Annotated in this window: 17 protein-coding genes; 9 read left to right on the top strand and 8 right to left on the bottom strand. The window is 69.4% G+C overall.

Features of this window, described 5'->3' with window-relative positions; translation table 11 throughout:
- The first annotated feature begins 218 nt into the window (after positions 1-218).
- The 3 genes from OG230_RS33550 to OG230_RS33540 all read left to right on the top strand — a co-directional run bounded on the left by OG230_RS33550 (position 219) and on the right by OG230_RS33540 (position 2,887).
- Positions 219-1,673: an aldehyde dehydrogenase family protein gene (locus tag OG230_RS33550; RefSeq protein WP_328907521.1), complete on the top strand. Its 1,455-nt coding sequence runs from the start codon at positions 219-221 to the stop codon at positions 1,671-1,673.
- 81 nt (positions 1,674-1,754) lie between these two features.
- Positions 1,755-2,231, top strand: a complete 477-nt coding sequence (locus OG230_RS33545) for a MarR family winged helix-turn-helix transcriptional regulator (protein WP_328907520.1) — start codon at positions 1,755-1,757, stop codon at positions 2,229-2,231.
- Between the two features lie 83 nt (positions 2,232-2,314).
- Positions 2,315-2,887: an NADPH-dependent FMN reductase gene (locus OG230_RS33540; RefSeq protein ID WP_328907519.1), complete on the top strand. Its 573-nt coding sequence runs from the start codon at positions 2,315-2,317 to the stop codon at positions 2,885-2,887.
- A gap of 71 nt (positions 2,888-2,958) precedes the next feature.
- Here OG230_RS33540 and OG230_RS33535 read toward each other — a convergent pair whose 3' ends face one another.
- Together OG230_RS33535 and OG230_RS33530 are read right to left on the bottom strand one after the other, a co-directional pair.
- A complete protein-coding gene (locus OG230_RS33535) occupies positions 2,959-4,176 on the bottom strand; it encodes an MFS transporter (RefSeq protein WP_443051616.1) in 1,218 nt (405 codons plus the stop codon).
- Entirely contained in the window at positions 4,173-5,528 is a 1,356-nt protein-coding gene (locus OG230_RS33530; RefSeq protein WP_328907517.1) for an NAD(P)-binding domain-containing protein, read from the bottom strand. Before OG230_RS33530 ends, OG230_RS33535 begins: the two co-directional genes overlap by 4 nt.
- A gap of 472 nt (positions 5,529-6,000) precedes the next feature.
- On the opposite strand from OG230_RS33530, the gene pstS reads away from it, so the two are divergent.
- Together pstS and OG230_RS33520 are read left to right on the top strand one after the other, a co-directional pair.
- Positions 6,001-7,116, top strand: coding sequence for a phosphate ABC transporter substrate-binding protein PstS (gene pstS, locus OG230_RS33525; RefSeq protein ID WP_443051443.1), 1,116 nt, complete (start codon positions 6,001-6,003; stop codon positions 7,114-7,116).
- Between the two features lie 137 nt (positions 7,117-7,253).
- Positions 7,254-7,949, top strand: a complete 696-nt coding sequence (locus tag OG230_RS33520; protein ID WP_328907515.1) for an ester cyclase — start codon at positions 7,254-7,256, stop codon at positions 7,947-7,949.
- A 132-nt stretch (positions 7,950-8,081) separates the two neighbouring features.
- Here the strand turns inward: OG230_RS33520 and arsB are convergent, their stop codons facing one another.
- Both arsB and OG230_RS33510 read right to left on the bottom strand, forming a co-directional pair.
- Positions 8,082-9,170 carry an ACR3 family arsenite efflux transporter gene (gene arsB / locus OG230_RS33515; protein ID WP_328907514.1) on the bottom strand — a complete coding sequence of 363 codons (1,089 nt, stop codon included), beginning with the start codon at positions 9,168-9,170 and terminating at the stop codon, positions 8,082-8,084.
- On the bottom strand, positions 9,167-9,475 hold the full coding sequence (locus OG230_RS33510) for an ArsR/SmtB family transcription factor (protein ID WP_328907513.1): 309 nt from the start codon (positions 9,473-9,475) through the stop codon (positions 9,167-9,169). Before OG230_RS33510 ends, arsB begins: the two co-directional genes overlap by 4 nt.
- 90 nt (positions 9,476-9,565) lie before the next feature.
- Between OG230_RS33510 and OG230_RS33505 the strand changes: the two genes are divergently transcribed.
- From OG230_RS33505 to OG230_RS33495, 3 genes are all read left to right on the top strand, one after another.
- A complete protein-coding gene (locus tag OG230_RS33505) occupies positions 9,566-9,979 on the top strand; it encodes an arsenate reductase ArsC (RefSeq protein WP_328907512.1) in 414 nt (137 codons plus the stop codon).
- A gap of 361 nt (positions 9,980-10,340) precedes the next feature.
- Positions 10,341-10,886 carry a DUF5133 domain-containing protein gene (locus tag OG230_RS33500; protein ID WP_328907511.1) on the top strand — a complete coding sequence of 182 codons (546 nt, stop codon included), beginning with the start codon at positions 10,341-10,343 and terminating at the stop codon, positions 10,884-10,886.
- 263 nt (positions 10,887-11,149) lie between these two features.
- Positions 11,150-11,608: a Crp/Fnr family transcriptional regulator gene (locus OG230_RS33495; RefSeq protein WP_328907510.1), complete on the top strand. Its 459-nt coding sequence runs from the start codon at positions 11,150-11,152 to the stop codon at positions 11,606-11,608.
- Positions 11,609-11,731: 123 nt separating this feature from the next.
- Here OG230_RS33495 and OG230_RS33490 read toward each other — a convergent pair whose 3' ends face one another.
- Both OG230_RS33490 and OG230_RS33485 read right to left on the bottom strand, forming a co-directional pair.
- The gene (locus OG230_RS33490) at positions 11,732-12,379 is read right to left on the bottom strand and encodes a peptidoglycan recognition protein family protein (RefSeq protein ID WP_328907509.1); all 648 of its coding nucleotides are present in this window, start codon (positions 12,377-12,379) and stop codon (positions 11,732-11,734) included.
- A 126-nt stretch (positions 12,380-12,505) separates the two neighbouring features.
- Positions 12,506-13,387 carry a lysozyme gene (locus OG230_RS33485; protein ID WP_328907508.1) on the bottom strand — a complete coding sequence of 294 codons (882 nt, stop codon included), beginning with the start codon at positions 13,385-13,387 and terminating at the stop codon, positions 12,506-12,508.
- Between the two features lie 386 nt (positions 13,388-13,773).
- On the opposite strand from OG230_RS33485, the gene OG230_RS33480 reads away from it, so the two are divergent.
- Positions 13,774-15,630 (top strand): serine/threonine protein kinase, encoded by a 1,857-nt coding sequence (locus OG230_RS33480; protein WP_328907507.1) that lies wholly within the window; start codon positions 13,774-13,776, stop codon positions 15,628-15,630.
- 183 nt (positions 15,631-15,813) lie between these two features.
- On the opposite strand, the gene rph is transcribed toward OG230_RS33480, so the two are convergent.
- Positions 15,814-18,468, bottom strand: a complete 2,655-nt coding sequence (gene rph / locus OG230_RS33475; protein ID WP_328907506.1) for a rifamycin-inactivating phosphotransferase — start codon at positions 18,466-18,468, stop codon at positions 15,814-15,816.
- A gap of 312 nt (positions 18,469-18,780) precedes the next feature.
- Positions 18,781-19,314, bottom strand: a complete 534-nt coding sequence (locus OG230_RS33470) for a GNAT family N-acetyltransferase (protein ID WP_328907505.1) — start codon at positions 19,312-19,314, stop codon at positions 18,781-18,783.
- Positions 19,315-19,425: the final 111 nt, after the last annotated feature.

The following is a 19,425-nucleotide window of genomic DNA, read 5'->3' as shown; positions in this document are numbered from 1 at the left end:
ACCCCCTCCCCGCCGACCCGTCGCGCCCTCAGGGAATACCTCCGCCACTCCCTGCGCTGAGGGGGACATGATTCGTTGCGGAACGAATTAGTTTGATGTATGGCCCCTGCGGCGACAACCCTGACCAGCGTCTCTCCGAAGCGCATGCTCCGCATGCGGGAGGGAGTCGGAGGCAAGGCAGGACGGCGTCGGCAGCCACTCGACGAGGAGAAACGTTCATGACCACTACGCCCCACGCCCGTCACTTCATCGACGGCGCGTGGACCGAATCCCGCCGCGTCGGCTCATCCACCGATCCGGCGACCGGCGAGCTCGTCGGCACCTTCGCCGACGGCGGGGCCGAGGAGGCACGGGCAGCGATCGACGCGGCCCGCCGGGCCTTCGAGACCGGCGACTGGGCCCGCGACCGCGACCTACGCGCCCGCGCCCTCTTCGAGATGTCCGACCGCATGGCCGAGCGCCGTGACGAACTGATCGCGCTGCTCTCCCGGGAGAACGGCAAGATCCTGGCCGAGGCGGCCCTGGAGGTCGACCTGACGATTTCCAAGATCCGCTACTACGGCGCTCTCGCACTGACGGAGTCCGGGCGGGCTTCGGAGGTCAGGCCCGGGCTCTACTCGATGACGCTGCGCCAGCCGGCGGGCGTCGCCGGCGTGATCGCTCCGTGGAACTCGCCGGTGATCCTTTCCGTGCGCTCCTTCGCGCCCGCCCTCGCGGCCGGGGCCACCGTCGTCCTCAAGCTTCCCGGACAGACCGCCCTGACCAACCATCTGCTCTTCGAGATCGTGGCGGCCACCACATCCCTGCCGAAGGGAGCCTTCAACGCCTTCACGGAGTCCGGCAGCGCGGGAGCCCGACTGCTGGTCTCCGACCCCGGTGTGGACGTGATCAGCTACACGGGAAGCACTCGGGTGGGCCGCAGCATCATGGCGGACGCTTCCTCTGCGCTCAAGGCCGTGTCGCTCGAACTCGGCGGCAAGACCCCGATGATCGTCTTCGACGACGCCGATCTCGACGCGGCGGTGCCCGTCCTGACCAAGGCCATCACGACCTTCACCGGCCAGTTCTGCATGACCGGAAGCCGGATTCTCGTGCAACGCGGCATCGCCGACGAACTCCGCACGCGCCTGTCGGCAGCGCTCGAAGCCGTACGCGTCGGTCCCGGCGACGACCCGGCCAGCGACATGGGGCCACTGATCGACCGGGCGAACGCGGAACGGGTCGACCAACTGGTCGCCGAGGCCGCCACCTACGCCGACGTCGTCGTCCGCGGCGGCCGGGTCACCGACGGCTCCCTGGCAGCAGGGGCCTTCATCCGCCCGAGCCTGGTGGAGGTCACGGACGTGGACGTGCCCATCGTGCAGCAGGAGGTCTTCGGCCCCGTCGCCACCTTCGAGGTCTTCGACGACGAGGCGGATGCCATCGCCCGCGCCAACGCCACCGAGTTCGGCCTCGCGGCCGGCGTGTGGAGCCGGGACGCGGACCGTCCGCTGCGTGTCGGCCGGGAGCTCGACGCCGGCACCGTCTGGGCCAACACCTGGGCGGTCGTCGTCGACCAGATGGAGGAAGGCGGCTTCAAACAGAGCGGGGTGGGGCGCCTCAACGGCGAACGCGCGCTCGAGGAGTTCCAGGAGATCAAGCACATCGTTCACCCGGCGCCGCGCCGCGTCTGACACCCCGCCGGGCGGCCGTCACAGACCACCCGGCACCGCGCCCCGCCTGAACGCAGGCGTCCACACCCACTGGAGACCGACATGCCCCCGAACCGCCGGACCGACGCCGACGAGCAGCAGACCACGCGCGCGTTCCTGGTCGCCGCACGGGTCCTCTCCGAACGGCTCGGACAGGAACTGCGTCGCGAGAACGGCATGCTGCCGATCCACTACGAACTGCTGGCCAGGCTCTCCGAATCCCCCGGCCGACGACTCAAGATGACCGACCTGGCCAGGAACGCCGGCGTCTCGGCCAGCAGGCTGTCCCATCTGGCCGACCGGCTCGAAGAGCGCGGTTGGATCGGGCGAACCGGCTGTCCGGCCGACGGGCGTGTGCACCTCGCCCAGCTCACCCGCGCCGGGCGGCGGGCACTGGACGAGGCCGCCTCCTGGCCACCGCACGGGCAGCACACCGGCCTCCTGGAGATCCTCACCCGCGAGGAGATGGTCCAGCTGCGGGACATGAGCGAGCGCCTCCGGTCCGGCCTGGACGTACCCGAGCAGGCGGCTCCGCCGTGACGCCGGTGTTCCGTAACCCGTCCAGGACCCTTCGCGACCACCTTCATCCCCTTTTCACCAGCCACTCACCCCAAGGAAGCACCATGATCAAGATCGCCATCATCGTCGGCAGCACCCGCCCCGGCCGCAACGGCCGAGCCGTGGCCGACTGGGTCAACGACATCGCGCAGCAGCGCACCGACGCCAAGTTCGACGTCGTGGACCTGCAGGACTTCAACCTGCCTCTGCTGGACGAGGTCGCCCCGCCGTCCTTCGCCCAGTACGCGCAGCAGCACACCAAGGACTGGGCGGCCACCGTCGACGCCTACGACGGATTCGTCTTCGTGACCCCGGAGTACAACCACTCCACCTCGGCGGCCCTGAAGAACGCCATCGACTTCGTCTACAACGAGTGGAACAACAAGGCGGCGGGATTCGTCGGCTACGGCAGCGTGGGCGGGGCCCGGGCCATCGAGCACCTGCGCGGCATCATGGCGGAGGTCCAGACGGCCACCGTGCGCAACCAGGTCATGCTCTCGCTCTTCACCGACTTCGAGAACTACACGACGCTCGCCCCGCAGCCGATGCAGGCGGCTGCCGTGAACGCGATGCTCGACCAGGTGATCGCGTGGAGCGGAGCACTGAAGCCGCTCCGCACACCCGTGGCAGTGGACTGACCCGTGCGTCACGGAACGCCGGCAGCCGGGCCGTCGCCCCCATCGCATTGGCATCGGCGTACGCGGCACGGTCACGTCCTGCGCACTCCCGTCGCCGTGGCCAGAGCGGCGGCTGCCAGGGAGCTGCCCGCCAGCGCCAGGAAGAGGGCGTCGTATCCACCGAGCGGGCCGGCGAGCGCGGCGCCGGCCCATGGAGCGAGGGCGCCGGCAAGGGAGGCGGGGGCGGTGAGGAGGGCGGAGAGACGGCCGTAGTGCGTGGTGCCCCAGCGGTCGGTGACGGCGGTGGCCTGGAGAAGGGTCAGGTTGCCGCGGACGACTCCGGCGAGGACGGCCAGCACCACAAGGAGCGGGACGGGCCCGGGGACGAGGGCGAGACCGGCTGTCGTGACGCCACCGAGCGTGATGAGGGTGGCGGTGCGGACGGTCACGGAGGTGCGGGCGGCGACGCTCGCGTAGAGGGTGCGGCCGAGGGTCTGGCCCGCACCGCCGAGGCCGAGCGCACACGCGGCGGCGGTGGTGCTCGCACCCCGCTCCTGGAGGAGGGGGACCAGGCCGATGACGACCGCGTACATGGCGAAGCCGGAAAGGGTGAAGACGACTGCCAGCAGCAGGAACGGGCGGCTGCGGACCACGGGGGTACCGCCCGTGACGGCCGGTGCCGGTTCTGCCGGTGGCCACGGTGCGCGCAGGGCGAGTGCATGCGCCGGAATCGTGACGACCGCCAGGATCACGGCGAGGACGAGGTAGGTGGCGCGCCAGCTGAGGTGTTCGGCGAGAGCGGCGGTCAGCGGGGCGAAGACGGTGCTGGCGAGTCCGCCCGCGAGCGTGACGACGGTCAGGGCGCGGATGCGGTCCGGCCCCCACCAGCGGGTGAGGGCGGCGAAGGCGGGCGGGTAGAAGGTGGCGGCCATGGCGACCCCGGCGAGCAGCCAACCAGCCGCGAAGAACGCCAGGTTGGGAGCTGTGGCGATGAGCAGCAGGGCCAGGGTGCCGAGCACGGAGCCCGTGGTCATCACGGCGCGCGGACCGCGGTGGTCGAGGACACGTCCGACGGGGATGCCGACGGCCGCGGAGACGAGCAGTGCGGCGGAGAAGGCCGCCGTGGTTGCGGTCGGTGACCACGAGGTGTCCTCGGTGATACGGGAGTTGAGGACGGGAAAGGCGTAGTAGACGACGCCCCAGCTGGTGATCTGCGTGACGCAGAGGGCGGGCAGCACGCCGCGTGGCCGCGACCGGACCCCCGTCCCGGTCGCGGCCACATCGGCCTGGGTCCGTGACACGTCCGTCAGCAGCCACCGGAGGAGGAAGCCGGGGCACCGGTGCCGATCTGGAGCGTGGCGGGGGCGGCGCAGCAGCCGCCGCCGTCGCTCGGCGCGGCCTCGGGCTCGTCGAAGAGGCCAGCGCCTCCGCAGACGCCCGTCTCGGGGAGGGTGAGTTCGACGCGCTCGGCGGCTTCCCGGTCTCCGGCGAGTGCGGCGGCGATGGAGCGGACCTGCTCGTAGCCCGTCATGGCGAGGAACGTGGGGGCGCGTCCGTAGGACTTCATGCCGACGAGGTAGACGTCCTGCTCCGGGTGGGAGAGCTCGTTGACGCCGTGCGGGTAGACGGTTCCGCAGGAGTGCTGGTTGGGGTCGATCAGCGGGGCGAGGCCGGTGGGCGCCTGGAGGCGCTCGTCGAGGCCGAGGCGCAGCTCGGAGAGGAAGGAGAGGTCCGGGCGCAGGCCGGTGAGGACGACGACCTCGTCGACCGGGTCCAGGCGGCGGCCGTCCTCGGCGACCAGGACGACCTGCTCGCCGGCCCGCTCCACGGCACCGGTACGGAAGCCGGTGACCGCGTCGGCGTACCCGTCGTCGACGGCCGCCTTGGCGGCGAGACCCAGGGCACCCCGGGCGGGCAGCTGGTCGGCGGTGCCCCCGCCGAAGGTGGAACCGGTGACGCCGCGGCGCAGGATCCACACGGCGTGTGTGCCACCGTCCTTACTGGCGAGGTCGGCCAGGGCGGCGAGGGCGGTGAAGGCCGAGGCGCCGGAGCCGATGACCGCGGTGCGCTTACCGGCGTAACGAGCCCTGACGGCAGGGTCCTTGAGGTCGGGGATCCGGTACGAGATCCGGTCGGCCAGCGCCCTCTCGCCGAGTGCCGGGAGTCCGTCGCCGCCGATGGGGCTGGGCGTGGACCACGTACCGGACGCGTCGACGACGGCTCGGGCGGTGATCCGCTCCTCGGAGCCGTCAGCGTTGCGGACGTGGACGGTGAAGGGCTGCTTCTCGCGGTCGGCGTCCACGATCCGGTCGCGCCCGAGGCGGGAGACGCCCGTCACCGTGGCGCCGTAACGGACCGTGTCCCCCAGGACGTCGGCGAGCGGCTGAAGGTACCTCTCGGCCCAGTCCGCTCCGGAGGGGTAGGTCGCCCCGTCGGGCGCGGTCCATCCGGTGGGCGCCAGCAGCTTCTCGGCGGCCGGGTCCACCACCTCGGACCAGGTGGAGAACAGCCGCACGTGCCCCCACTCACGCACGGCGCTGCCCGCGGCGGACCCCGCCTCCAGGACCAGGGGCCCGATGCCGCGCTCGGTGAGGTGCGCAGCGGCGGCAAGGCCGGCCGGACCGGCACCGATGACGACGACGGGAAGGTGCTGCTCACTCATGACGGTTGTTCTCCTCAACACTGCTTCGACATCTGTCAATATCCCCTGACACCCAGAGCCTGCCACTTGTATCGACGAGTGTCAACATAGACATGCATCGAATCCAGTGACGAGGATCCCGGCCCTGTCGACCGGCCGGCCACGCAGTCGGACCCGCCCACCCTTCGCCGCACCTCGCCTCGCCCGATCTCTCGATGACGGACGCACGGAGGGCGGCTCGTTCGGCAGCCCCAACTGGCTTACGAGGCAGCCCATAAGGACTTCCAGAGGGCTCGCAGCGCCGAGCCACCCGGCCTCGCGGAGGGACCCAACCCCCCTCCGCAGCAGTCCACTTCCCCAAACGTCGGCAGCGCGACGCCTGTTGTTCGCCTTGGTGCCACTCACACCTCCTCGGCATCGGTGAGCATCTGGACACCGGGTCGGCGGTGTGCACCGACGACCCTTCACCGGTGTGTGTTCCAGGGGGACCAGCGTGCAGCTCCGACGTACAGGACGGACGAACCGGCTGCGAGGGGCGGCCTCCGTGGTAGCGGGCGTTCTACTGCTCACGGCCTGCGGCAGCGAGAGCGACGACAGGTCGGCTCCCGCAGAACCCGTACCGGACATCGAGTGCGCCACGTCCGGACAGGTCCGTGGCTCGGGGTCCACGGCCCAGCAGAACGCGATGAGCCGTTGGATGCAGCAGTACCAACTCGCCTGCGAGGACGTGCAGCTCGTCTACAACCCGCTCGGATCGGGCGCGGGCGTCGCCCAGTTCCAGCGCGGTGCGACCACGTTCGGAGGCACGGACCAGGCTCTGGACAGGGAGGACGTCGAAGCCACCAAGGAGGTGTGCCCGGGCGGGCAGGCCATCGACCTGCCCATGGTCGGCGGGCCCATCGCCCTCGGATACAACCTGCCCGGCGTGACCGGTCTGGTCCTGGACGCCCCGGCCCTCGCCCGGATCTTCGACGCACGCATCACCCGGTGGAACGACCCCTCGATCCAGCGCCTGAACCCCGGCAAGAAGCTGCCGGACCTGCCCGTGGTCCCCTTCCACCGTACGGACGACTCGGGGACCACCCAGAACCTCAACGCCTATCTCAAGGGCGCCGCGTCCGACGAGTGGCCGTACCCGGCGGGCAAGAAGTGGCAGGCCAGGGGCGGCGAGTCGGCCGGCGGATCGGACGGGGTCTCCACGGCGGTGACGCAGACCGACGGCGCGATCGGATACTTCGAACTGTCCTTCGCCGTCAAGCGGAAGATCGACACGGTACGCATCGCCACGGGCGCCGCGGATCCGGTCCCGCCGAGCACCACGAGCGCGTCGGTGGGCATCGCCGAGGCGAAGATCACCGGCAGGGGGAAGGACCTGACTCTGCGGTTCGACTACAAGACGTCGGCCGAAGGCGCGTACCCGATCGTCCTGGTGACGTACGAGATCGTCTGCGACACGGGCAATCAGCCCGACAGCCTGCCGGCACTCAAGTCCTTCCTCACCTACACCGCGAGCGAAGCGGGCCAGGAACAACTGCACTCGATCCACTACGCTCCCCTGCCCACCTCCGTGGCGACCCAGGTGCGCGAGGTCATCAACACCCTCTCGTGACCGGGTCGGCCCCCGCTCCGCCACGACAGGCCCCGGGCGAGCGCACGCCCTGTTCCTGGCGGCCGACCAACACGTCATACGTCCTGGCCGGGCATATCCTGAAGAGGCTCGAAGCTCTCCGATCATTGGGAGGCGTCATGACGTTCGTGCAGGTCATCGACTGCAAAACGAGCAAGACCGACGAGTTGAACAGGTTGATGGACGCCTGGGTCGACGCGACGCAGGGCAAACGGACAGCCACGCACTCGATCGTGGGGCAGGACCGCGCCGACGCCACGCACGTGGTGGAGATCGTGGAGTTCCCCTCGTACGAGGAGGCACAGAAGAATTCGCACCTGCCGGAGACCGACCGGATATTCCGGGAGATGGTGGCCCTGTGCGACGGGGAGCCGTCGTTCACGGATCTCGACGTCATGCGGGACGAGCAGCTGAACAAGCTCGTGGTCCGCAGCTTCTTCGACGACGTGGTCAACACGGGGAACGTCGACGCGGTGGACGCGATCTGCGCCGCCGACTACCGGGAACACGACCCCTCACTGTCCTCGTACGACGTGGGACTCGCGCAGGCCAAGGTCGAGAACCGGGAGATCTTCGAGGCGTTCGGACCGGAGGCCACCGTCGAGAGCATGACGGCCGAGGGTGACACGGTGTGCGCGCGACTGTCGTTCAAGGGGCGCCACGTGGGCACGTACAAGGGCCTGGAGCCCACCGGCCGGGAGATCTCGGGCACGGGCCACGCCACCTTCCGCTGCGAGGGCGGCAAGATCGCGGAGAGCTGGTGGAACTTCGACGACCTCGGCCTGATGCAGCAGCTCGGCGCGATCGAGACCTGATCCGCGTCACCGGCCCCTGCCATGTTCCGGGCTTCGGCTCCGGTCACACGCGGGCGGGGTCCCTCCGGGCCGTCCACCCCGAGGGTGGACAGCCCGGGATTGCCTATGGCCTGCCGTCCGGGGGCCCGGTAGCTACGTGCCCGACGGGGCCACGAACTTCTTGCGCCAGGCCAGCGACACGTAGACCAGTGCCACGAGGACGGGGACCTCGATCAGCGGGCCGACGACTCCGGACAGTGCCTGACCGGACGTCACGCCGAAGGTGGCGATGGCGACCGCGATGGCCAGCTCGAAGTTGTTGCCCGCGGCGGTGAAGGCGAGCGTCGCCGTGCGGTCGTAGTTCAGGCCGATGGCCTTGCCGAGCAGGAACGTGCCGAACCACATCACCGCGAAGTAGACGAGCAGCGGCAGCGCGATCCGTACGACGTCCATCGGCTGGGACGTGATGGTCTTCCCCTGGAGTGCGAAGAGGATGACGATCGTGAACAGCAGACCGTAGAGGGCCCAGGGGCCGATCTTCGGCAGGAACGTCGTCTCGTAGGACTCTCGGCCCATCCTCTTCTCGCCGATGCGGCGCGTCAGGAATCCAGCCACCAGCGGGACACCGAGGAAGATGACGACGTTCAGCGCGATCTTCCCCATGGAGATGTCGAGGTGCTCGCCCTCCCCGAGGCCGAGCCAGCCGGGCAGCAGGTCGAGGTAGAACCAGCCCAGTACGCCGAACGCGATGACCTGGAAGACGGAGTTGAGCGCCACGAGGACGGCCGCCGCTTCGCGGTCGCCGCACGCAAGGTCGTTCCAGATGATGACCATGGCGATGCAGCGGGCCAGGCCGACGATGATCAGGCCGGTGCGGTACTCGGGCAGGTCCGGGAGGAAGATCCACGCCAGCGCGAACATGAGCGCCGGGCCCAGAATCCAGTTGATGACCAGCGAGGAGATCATCAGCCTGCGGTCACCGGTGACCGCGTCGAGCTTGTCGTACCGGACCTTGGCGAGGACCGGATACATCATGATCAGCAGGCCGACCGCGATGGGAAGCGAGATCCCGCCGATCTCGACCGCGGCGAGCGCGTCGTTCAGGCCGGGGATCAACCGGCCGAGGCCCAGGCCTAGACCCATGGCCAGCAGGATCCATACGGCGAGGAAGCGGTCGAGCGTCGAAAGCTTCGCGACGACCGAGGGCTCCTCGGTGGACGCGGTCGCTTGGGTGGGGGTCACGGACAGGCCCTCTTGTTCTCGGCAGCGGTACGAGCGGAGTCGGCCAGGTCGGCGAACTGGCCGGCGAGACGGGCGATGACGTCCGGGCGGAGCTTGTAGTAGGTGAATCGGCCGCACGGCTCGGTCTCCACGAACCCGGCCTCACGCAGCACCCTCAGATGGTTGGAGAGATTGGTCTGCCTGGCGCCGGTCTCCTCGACCAGGTGCGTGGTGCAGAGCGTCTCGTGGGCCAGCAGGGTCACGATCTTGAGCCTGAGCGGGTCGGCCAGGACCCGGATCAGTTCAGTGTCGACTGACGTCATCATGGACTGATACTGTCACATCAGTGGTGACTGATACCACTCGGTACTGATCCCTTGTACGCCCAACTCCCCGCGAGACGAGAGAGCCCCCCGATGCCCGAGAAGCCGTCCGTGCTGTTCGTCTGTGTCCACAACGCCGGCCGCTCACAGATGGCCGCCGCCTGGCTGTCGCATCTGGCCGGCGACCGCATCGAGGTCCGCTCCGCCGGTTCCGCCCCGGCCGACCGGGTCAACCCCGCCGCGGTCGAGGCCATGCGGGAGGTGGGCATCGACATCACGGCCGAGACGCCGAAGATCCTGACCGTCGACGCGGTCAGGGCGTCCGACGTGTGCATCACCATGGGCTGCGGCGACACCTGCCCCGTCTTCCCCGGCAAGCGGTACCTGGACTGGACCCTGGAGGACCCCGCAGGCCAGGGCGTGGACGCGGTACGACCGATCCGCGACGAGATCAGGAAGCTCGTCGAGGACCTGATCGAGGAGATCGCCCCGAACCAGTCCGCTTGAGGCAAGCCCGGACGCGTCGACATATCAATACCAAAGATGATCGTCACAGAATTCTCTCGATTCACTCAATGAACCCAATGAACTTCTGGATCGCGGGCCTCATAAATCACTGCCGATAATGCTTCGATACGGATATCCGGGCCTATGACGCGGGCCGGAAACATTCCGCCCGGAAGGCGGATCAAGAAACGGAATATCCGTCGAACCGGCGCGGTTGTGTCGTCACCCGCTCCGACGGGCAATAATCCAATGGCCCAGAGGGAGTTACGCATGGGTGAGCCAACCTCCCGCACGGTGCACATGACTTTCATACTGCTCGTCACAGCACCGTGACCCACCGTCCGAAGGGATGGTCTTCACTATGTCCACATACGCCGAACAGCGTTCCGAATCCGGCGCCACCCCTTCGCCCTCGGCGACGGAGCCCGTCCATCTCGTACGGAATCCGCTCGTGGCCGACCCGGCCATGCCGTGGGCCGTCGGAATGATCATGGCTATGACCCCGTGTTCCAGGCGGGACGCGAAGCGGATCCTGGCCGGGGCGGCAGAGTCCGCGCACATCACTCCCGCGGCCCTGGCCGCCGCCATGGTGGCGGGATCCCAAGGTGTACCGGTTCCGGCGCATGTGGAACGGGCACTGCGGCGCGCGATGGAGGCGGCCCGCACGCCGTCGCCCCGGCCCGCCGACATCGTGCGCGGCGTGGCACTCGTACCGAGCCGCTCACGGACCGAGCAGGTGCTGTCCGAGTTCCGGAGATGCCAGACCGTCCTGGCCGCCGCACCCTCCGACCGGAGTGCGAGACAGGCACTGGACGACGCGGCCTACACCCTGTGCGTGCTGCTCGGCAGGACGACCGTGCATGACGCGGTCGACGCCGCGGAACAGCATCTGGCGGCGTCGACGTAGGGCGGGCACGGGCCGGACTCCGGAAATCGGCCGTACGGAGGTTCGGCGACACGGGGGCCGGGTGAACACGTCACCCGGCCCCCGTCTCGTCCGGACACCGCACGAGCGGTCCGTCTCGTACTTCTGCCCTGGTCTCGCGTACTTCCGCCGTGGCGGGGAACAACCTCACTACGGGAGGTCGGCAGAACCTCGTGGCCGCACGAGCCGACCGTGGCACGAGATTCCGCCCTCCGCAGCGAGCCGCTCCTCGGAGGAGTACTCCGATGACCACCACACTGAAGATCACGTCTCTGCCCGCCGCTCATCGTGAACTGCTCCTGAGCCTCGGGACCGATGTCCGGTTCCCGGCAGCACAACGGCTTTTCGAGGAACACACCGTCGCCGACCGCTTCTGGGTCCTCAAGACCGGTGCGGTCACCCTCGACGCACAGCTGTCTCACGGGCGTCACGCGGAAATAGGAACCCTCGGGTCGGGAGAGCTGGTAGGGCTCTCCTGGCTCTTCCCGCCCTTCGAGTGGGAACTGGGGGCCGAAACGCTCAGCCCCGTCCGCGCCCACGAATTCGACGCTTCGCAGGTACGGGCGCTGTGCGCGTCGGACCCCGCCTTCGGATTCGCGATCAGCCAATGGGTGGGCGTGGTACTCACCCGGCGGCTGCAGGCGACGCGGGGCCGGTTGCTGGATCTCTACGAGTCCGCTGCGAGGACCCGCGTCGGCTCGTGAGCCGCTTTTCCGCGAAGACCGATTCGAGACGGCCGGCCCGCAGTCCCGCATGCCGTTCTCCTCCCTGCACCAGCCTCGCTCCGGGCGTTCGCCCCGTGCGGTCCGCACAGACAGGCGCAGGCATCAGCCCATGCTCGCCGCCACCTCGCTTCGCAGCTGGGGCAGCATGTCGTGCAGCACGCCGGGGCAGAGCGTGCTGCCGAAATCCATGTGTCCGTATATGCGGCTCGGTGCGATGCCGTACTGCTGACACACGTATGCGCAGAGCACCACCAGGACGTCCCACTGCGCCTGGGGAGGCTGAGCGCCGTCGTGATACGCCCCCTCGTTGGCGATGCCGATGGCCTGGTCGTTCTGTCCTGACGTATGGGCGGCCAGGACGAAGGTGCTGCCGCCCTGCAGGGTGCTGAGGCTGCGATGCCGCCCCTCGCTGATCCACCCGCCGCGGCTGACGAGGAAGTGGTAGCCGGTGTCGATCCACCCGTTCTTGTCCATGTGGAGGTCCTGGACCCAGTGGGCGTGCGCGTGGGACTGGGCCCGGGAGAAGTCGGAGGTGTTGGCGCTCACCGTGTGATGCACGATGATCTTGCTGGGACGCTTCACGACGAGGCTCACCGGGCTGCGCGGCGGGCGTGCGCCCCACAGCTGGGTGCTGTCGATGTCCGGTTCGACGACGCCTGCTGCGTGGGCGGTGCCCGGTAACGCTGCGGCGGCCAGTCCACCGGCACCGGCGAGCAGGACGTGGCGACGGGTGGGTTGCGGAAGGTTCACGGCGAACTCCTGGTCGTCCTGGGGTCGTTCCGGCTGGGTGGCGGGGACGGCCGGGTGAGGGGGCACTGTCCCCGGGGCCGGGCGAGCCCCCCGTACGAGTTCACCCGGCCACCGCGGTACCGCGGGTTACGCCGAGTTGTTGGCGAGGGCCTGGAGCCGGCTCATGTCGCCGTTGAACTTGTTGCGGTCCACGTCACCGGCGACTCCGCTGACCCGGCCGGTTGCCGTGTACTGCCAGATCGTCCAGGTGGGGAACCCGCTGGGAATGGTGGGGCTGCTGGTGCCCCAATGGGCGACCCAGAGGGGGGCCTTGGTGGACATGCCGGTCCAATTGCCGGTGCAGGTGTTCCACCAGCTGGCTGTCGTGTAGATGACGACGTCCCGGGTCGTACGGGCCTTGTACGTGGTGTAGAAGTCGTTGACCCACGTACGCATCTGGGTGGTGGAGAGGCCGTAGCACATGGCGCCCGAAGGGTTGTGCTCGATGTCGAGGACTCCGGGGAGGGTCTTGCCGTCCTTGGACCACCCACCACCGTTGCTCGCGAAGTAGCCGGCCTGCGTCGCCCCGTTGGAGGCGTTCGGGCGGGCGAAGTGGTATGCGCCCCGGATCAGGCCGGCGTTGTACGAGCCGGTGTAGTTCGCGCTGAAGCGGCTGTCCTTGAAGCTCGTCCCCTCGGTGGCCTTCACGTAGGCGAAGTCGATGCCCGCGGCCTTCACCGAGCCCCAGTTGATCGCGCCCTGCCAGTGGGAGACGTCGATGCCCTGGACACCACTGGTGTCCATCGTGGACACGCCCCCGTCCCCCGCGGAGCCGGGACCCTGTTCGATACGGGTCCCCGCCCCCATCCACGCCTGTCCGGGCTGCACCGGCTTGTCGGGGCCGGGAGGTGCGGCGACGGCCGGTCCGGCGCCGGTCACGAGCAGCGTCGCGACGCTGCCGAGGACACCGGCCAGCAGGGCGCCTCTGGATCTGACGAGGTGGCGGATCGGAGAACGGTACGCGGGCATAGCTGCCTCCGGGCACGTTGGGGGGAGTGACACCTCTGGCAACCGTCAGTGATTGCCATGGACACGCCATGAGTAACGCACGAGTGATGAGGGGCGTAAAGGGGCTCCTTGGCGTAGACCTCTGACGCGGCGCGCCAACTGCACCAACGCGCCGAACCGGCAGAAACTTTCAGAGGTGAAGACTCCGGGAGTCCCGCACGGGAAGCCCCGCCGGCCGCCGCTCCACTCCCCCGGCGACGGGCCGCACCTGACGACGATCCCGGACGTGAACGGCGCACTCACGGCGCCCTCATGGGGCTCGGAGGAGGCGGAGATTCGATACGCTCTCGATCGACTTCGGGGCGCCGACAAGCTCCGAATCGCCGCTAGCAGGGGGATGGTTCCTTATGAGCAGTGCACCTTCGGCCGACCTTTTCCAGCCACTCACAGGGGACGATCCAGCCGTCGTGGGCGGGTACCACCTCGCGGCAGTGCTCGGGACGGGCGGCATGGGCAAGGTGTACCTCTCGTACACACCGGGCGGTCGGCCCATCGCGCTCAAGGTGATCCGGCCCGAGTTCAGTGGCGACCCGGAGTTCCGACGGCGCTTCCAGCAGGAGGTGAAGGCCGCGCAGCGGGTGCAGGGCCTGTACACCGCGCCCGTCATCGATTCGGACACCGAGGGCGCGCAGCCCTGGCTGGCCACCGCCTACGTACCCGGCCCCTCCCTCGCGCACGCCGTCGCCCAGCACGGAGGACTGCCCCTGCGCAGTGTGCTGTTGCTGACCGTGGGGGTCGCCGAGGCGCTCCACGTCATCCACGGCGCGGGAATCGTCCACCGGGACCTGAAGCCCGCCAACGTCCTCCTGGCCTCCGACGGCCCCCGCGTGATCGACTTCGGCATCGCGCGTGCGGCCGACGCCACGGCCCTGACGAGCACGGGCGTCAGCGTCGGTACCCCCGCGTTCATGGCGCCCGAGCAGGCCGCTGCCGGCACGATCACGCCCGCCACCGACATCTTCGCGCTCGGCCAGATCACGGCGTACGCCGCGATCGGCGCGCCCGCCTTCGGTGACGGTCCCTCACATGCCGTGCTCTACCGCATTGTCCACGAGGACCCCGACCTCAGCCGGCTGCCCGAGGAGCTGCGGCCCCTGGTGACGCGCTGCCTGAGCCGCGACCCGGCGGACCGCCCCGCCCTGGCCGAAGTCATCGAGCTGTGCCACGCCGTCTCGCCCGTCCCGCTGCGCCAGGGCGAGGACTGGCTGCCGCAGACGATCGCCGGTTCGATCACCGAGCGGCTGCAACTGCCCGCACCCGTGAGACCGCCGACGGCCCCGGCCACGCCCACCCCGACGGCACACTCCCCGCAGTCCCCGGCCCCGGGCTCCGCTCCCCCGTACCGGCCCACCGGTTTCGGCATGGCCGCGGCGCCGACACAGTCAGCTCCGGGCGGCCCGGGTATGGCGCCCCCGAGGAATCCGGCCGCTCCGTCCGGCGCGTTCGGCCCGCCCTCCGGCGCTCCGAACGCTCCACGCGCTCACGGCATGCCGGGCGGCGCTCCGCTCCCCCCGGGCACCATGCCGTCGGCCTACCGGGCGCCGCAGGGGTACACCACGGGGTACACCACACCGCCTCCCTTCCACACCGCAGGATTCACGCCCGCCCGCGCGCCGAAGCGCCGGACGACGGGACTGATCATCGCCGGTTCCGTCGTGGCCGCCATCGCGCTCGTCACGACCATCAGCGCCCTGCTTCCCGACGCCCCCAAGGACAACGGCAAGTCCACCGGCGGCAGTTCGAGCGCGAGCGGCTCCTCCGACACACCCAAACCGCGGACCGACCCCAAGCCGGTCGCCTACAAGAACGTCAACGTGACGGCCAACTACTACCTCATGCTCGCCGACAACCCGCCACGCCCGGCCGAAGACACCGACGCGGGCGTGACCTACGGCCACGGTGACCTCTACTTCTCCTACGACTCCATGTTCGGGGACGAGAAGCTGGGCACCGCCAACGGGAAGCTGGTCCTGCTGAACAACTCACAGAAGGGCTCCCTGAAGACCTGCCGCACCGAGACCCGCTACACCGAGAAGATCGGTCTCGACCAGCTCACGAACGGCTCACAGATCTGCGTGCTCAGCGACGCGGGCCACATCGCCGTCGCGACCTACCGCGGCAAGTCGGGTGCCGACGACCCCAGCAGGTACTTCACCGTCGACCTCACGATCTGGCGCAACGCCGAGGACCCGAAGGAGAGTTAGGGCCTCTCGTTCGGATCATGCCGGGCTCGCGTGCCCTGGCGCGCGCACCCGCGGCGTTGTCGTCGGTCGCCGACGCTCCGCGTCGACTCCCTCCTCCGCCTTGCAGCTGCCCACACCAGACCCCGCTCCCTGATCCGGCCTGATCCAAACGAAAGACCCTAGCCGTGGCCGTGGGGGCGGTCATCACCTGCTCGGCGTTGTTTGCCCGGACGCTACGGATGGGACGTCCCGGTGGGTTCGGTCGGGCAGGATCTCGACGTACCCGTCGGTCCCGTGCACGCGGATCCGCTGCCCGTCCCGGATCAGCCGGGTGGCCTGCTCCACGCCCACGACGGCCGGCAGGCCGTACTCCCGGGCGATCACCGCGCCGTGGGTCATCAGGCCGCCCACCTCCGTCACCAGACCCGCGATGCCGACGAACAGCGGCGACCAGCTGGGGTCCGTGAAGGTCGTGACCAGGATGTCGCCCGCTTCGAGATCGGCTTCCGCCATGTCCAGGATGACGCGGGCCCGTCCCTCGACGGTCCCGGCGGAGACCGGCAGGCCGATCAGGGCTCCGGTCGGCATGTCGTCGCGCCGGTACGCCCCGGTGACGGCCTCACCATCCGACGTGAGCACCCGGGGCGGTGTGAGCGCGTGGTACGAACGGAAGGCTTCCTTGCGCTGCTGGATGAGCCGGCCATCCACCCGGTTCGAGCGCACGACGTCGTGGAGTTCCTGGAACGTGAGGTAGAAGATGTCCTCCTTCTCAGGAAGCACATCGGCCCGCACGAGGCGCTCGGCCTCCTCCAGCAGGGCCTGCTTGTAGACGAAGTAGCGGCTGATGATGCCGTACTTCGGGTACTCCCGGTACCCGATGAAGGTGCGGACCCGGTCGATCATCCGCTTGGCCTCGTCGGCTTTCCGGTCCCCGTCCGGCAGGGCCCGCAAGCGGGACAGCACGTCCTGTTCCTTCTCCTGAGCCTTCCGCCGCCCTTGCTCGAAGCGCCGCTCGGCGGCACCCGGCTCGAAGATCCTGACGTTGTCGAGGATCACGGGAACGAGCGTGGTGGGGCGCTCGCGCCACCGTGGCCTCGTGATGTCGATCTCGCCGACACAGCGCATGCCGTAGCGGTCGAGGTAGGACTCGATGGCGTCGCGCGCTTCGGTCCCGCCCGCGAGCTTCGCCAAGTCGTCCAGGAAGTCCTCGTCCTCGACGCCCTGCAGGAACGCCACCACCTCGGGCCGCGGGCGGATCACGTCCGCGACGTCGAGCAGCGCGAGTCCCATCTCCGAGGTGATGTTGTCGGGGGCGGACAGCGTGAGGGTGTCAGCCGCGTTCTTCTCGCCCAGCCACTCCTGCAACTTGTCGTTGAGCCACCACGTGGCCTCCATCCCCGCCATGATCGCCTGCATGCTCAGCGGATCGGCCAGAACCCGCTTGTGCTCGTCGAAGGCATCCAGCAGGAAGTCGAACAGCGCCGGTCCGGTCTTCGTCCGGATGTCGCGCTCCAGGGCGGCGATGGACGCCTCGCTGCGCTCGATCAGCTCGGTGACGACGGCCGGATCGGTCTCGATCGGGGCGGGCGCAGCGCCTGCCGGCGGCCCGCCGGGACCCGCGTCCGGGACTGACGGGACGAAGTCGTCGCGGCCAAGGACGGTCTCCAGAGCGTCCCTGATCAGCGGATCGCCCTTTCCCAGGGCGTCCAGGAGGCCGGCGCGGCTCGCGGGCGAGCCCAGGCGCCGGGTGACGTCGACGAACAGCCTCCCGCCGGCCTCGTGCATCGCCACCATGGCCGTCAGCTGCCACATGGAGAACCCCAGGGGCTTCATGGGGTCGGTCATCATCTGCCCATGGCCGACGGAGACGTAGACGTGATTCTCCTGGTCGCCGGTCTCGGGGATGGGGAACAGTGTCGTGATCGGCCGACTCTGAACGATCTGGAAGTCGTCGTCGGCCAGGCACCATTCGATGTCCTGCGGCCGGCCGAAGTGTGCTTCGATCCGCCGCCCGAGCTGCACGAGCCGCACGACCTGCGCGTCCGTCAGCGCCGGCAGCTCCTGCCGCTGCGCGTCGATCACCACTTCCTGCGTACCGCCGGCCGGCAGGGCGTGAACGGCACGCTGTTTGGCGGAGATCGTCCTGGCGACGACTTCGCCGTCCCGCACCTTGAAGACGTCCGGGTTCACCAGGCCGGAGACCAGGGCCTCGCCGAGGCCGAAGCCGGCGTCCACGGTGGCGACCTTCCGGTTGCCCGTGACGGGGTCGGCCGTGAACAGGATGCCGGCCGCCTGCGGGAAGGCCATCTGCTGTACGACCACGGCCATGTGGACCGTACGGTGGTCGATGCCGTTCCGCCGGCGGTAGACCACGGCGCGCTCGGTGAACAGCGAGGCCCAGCACCGGCTGATGTGCTGGAGGATCGCCGTCGGTCCCACGACGTTCAGGTACGTGTCCTGCTGGCCGGCGAAGGATGCCGTCGGCAGGTCCTCTGCCGTCGCGCTGGACCGGACGGCGTAGGCGGCCTCCTCACCGAGCCGGGCGAGCGCGCCGGTGATCGCCGTCGCGAGATCTCCCGGCATGGCGATCGCTTCGATGGTCCGACGAATCTGCGCGCTGAGTGTGCGAATCGCCTCCCGGTCGTCGGGGTTCACGCGCGAGAGCTGTTCGAGCCGCTCGTCGATGGACGGCGCTTCCGCCATGATCCGCCGGAAGGCGTCCGTCGTCACGCAGAAGCCGCCCGGCACACGGATGCCTTCGATCCGCGACAGCCCGCCCAGGTGCACGCCCTTGCCGCCGACGACCGCCACCTGCGTCTCGTGAACCTCGTGAAGATCCACCACGTACTGCTCAGTCACTGCGATACCTCCGCGCCGTGCACCCGCGACCGCCCTGTCGGTCCCACCCCTGATTCGACGTCACCGCATCCCCGGTACGTCGACAACAACACCCGCACGTCGTGCCCTCATTTCCGCAGGTTGTGGCATCGGCAGACGATTCTCCGCCGTGACCCGGGTCTTGCGGCAAGCCCCCCGGTGCGCTATATGTTGAGAGTGGCAAGGAGAGCTCTCCTTGCTTTTTCCTTTTTCCGGACGCCCCGGCTGCCTCGCCGCACCGACCGGATCCTCCTCCGGCTCATCTGGATACGCGAGGGAGAGAGCCCCGCGCCCTCAACCCGAACAACGGGACAACGTCGGCAGGGGCTTCTCGAGGAGCGTGAACGACTTGGGTTCACCGCCCGGTTGCGGCTTGCCCTTCTTGTGGCCGACGACGTTGTAGCCGATGTCGACGTAGTAGGCGTTCAGGCGTGCATTGCCGGCCAGGCAGTCCAGACGTACGCACGTCCGCCCCGCCTCGGCCACGCGGCGCTCCGCAGCTCGCAGCAGCATCCGTCCCGTGCCCGGCCGGGCACGGTCGCGGTCCACCATCAGCCGGTGCACGTAGCTGGCCACGGGTGGCTGCGGCCCCCAGGCGTCCTCGTCCGCCCACCACAGTTCCAGGGCCCCGGCGACGTGGCCGTCGGCCTCCGCGAGCCATACCTCGCCGCCCGCCATGATCCGGCGGAAGTGGTCCTCGTCCAGCTCACCGGGCTGCCATTGGCCGGTGATGCCCTGGGCGAGCATCCAGCGGGCCGCGTCGTCGCGCAGGCGGACAAGAGTGGTGAGGTCTGCGTCGTCGGCACGACGGAAGTTGAGATCATTCACGCGGCGATCCTCGCACGGGCAGCCGACGGACCTCCCGGCGCCGCCGCTGGGCCGACGCCCGCGACGTGCCGCTCCCCCGGCGTACCCGGTGGGCGCGACACGGACGGGCGC

This window comes from Streptomyces sp. NBC_00234, from assembly GCF_036195325.1.
Taxonomy (GTDB): domain Bacteria; phylum Actinomycetota; class Actinomycetes; order Streptomycetales; family Streptomycetaceae; genus Streptomyces.
Note: the sequence above shows the minus strand (reverse complement) of the source record. Positions and strands in the feature narration are given on the sequence as shown.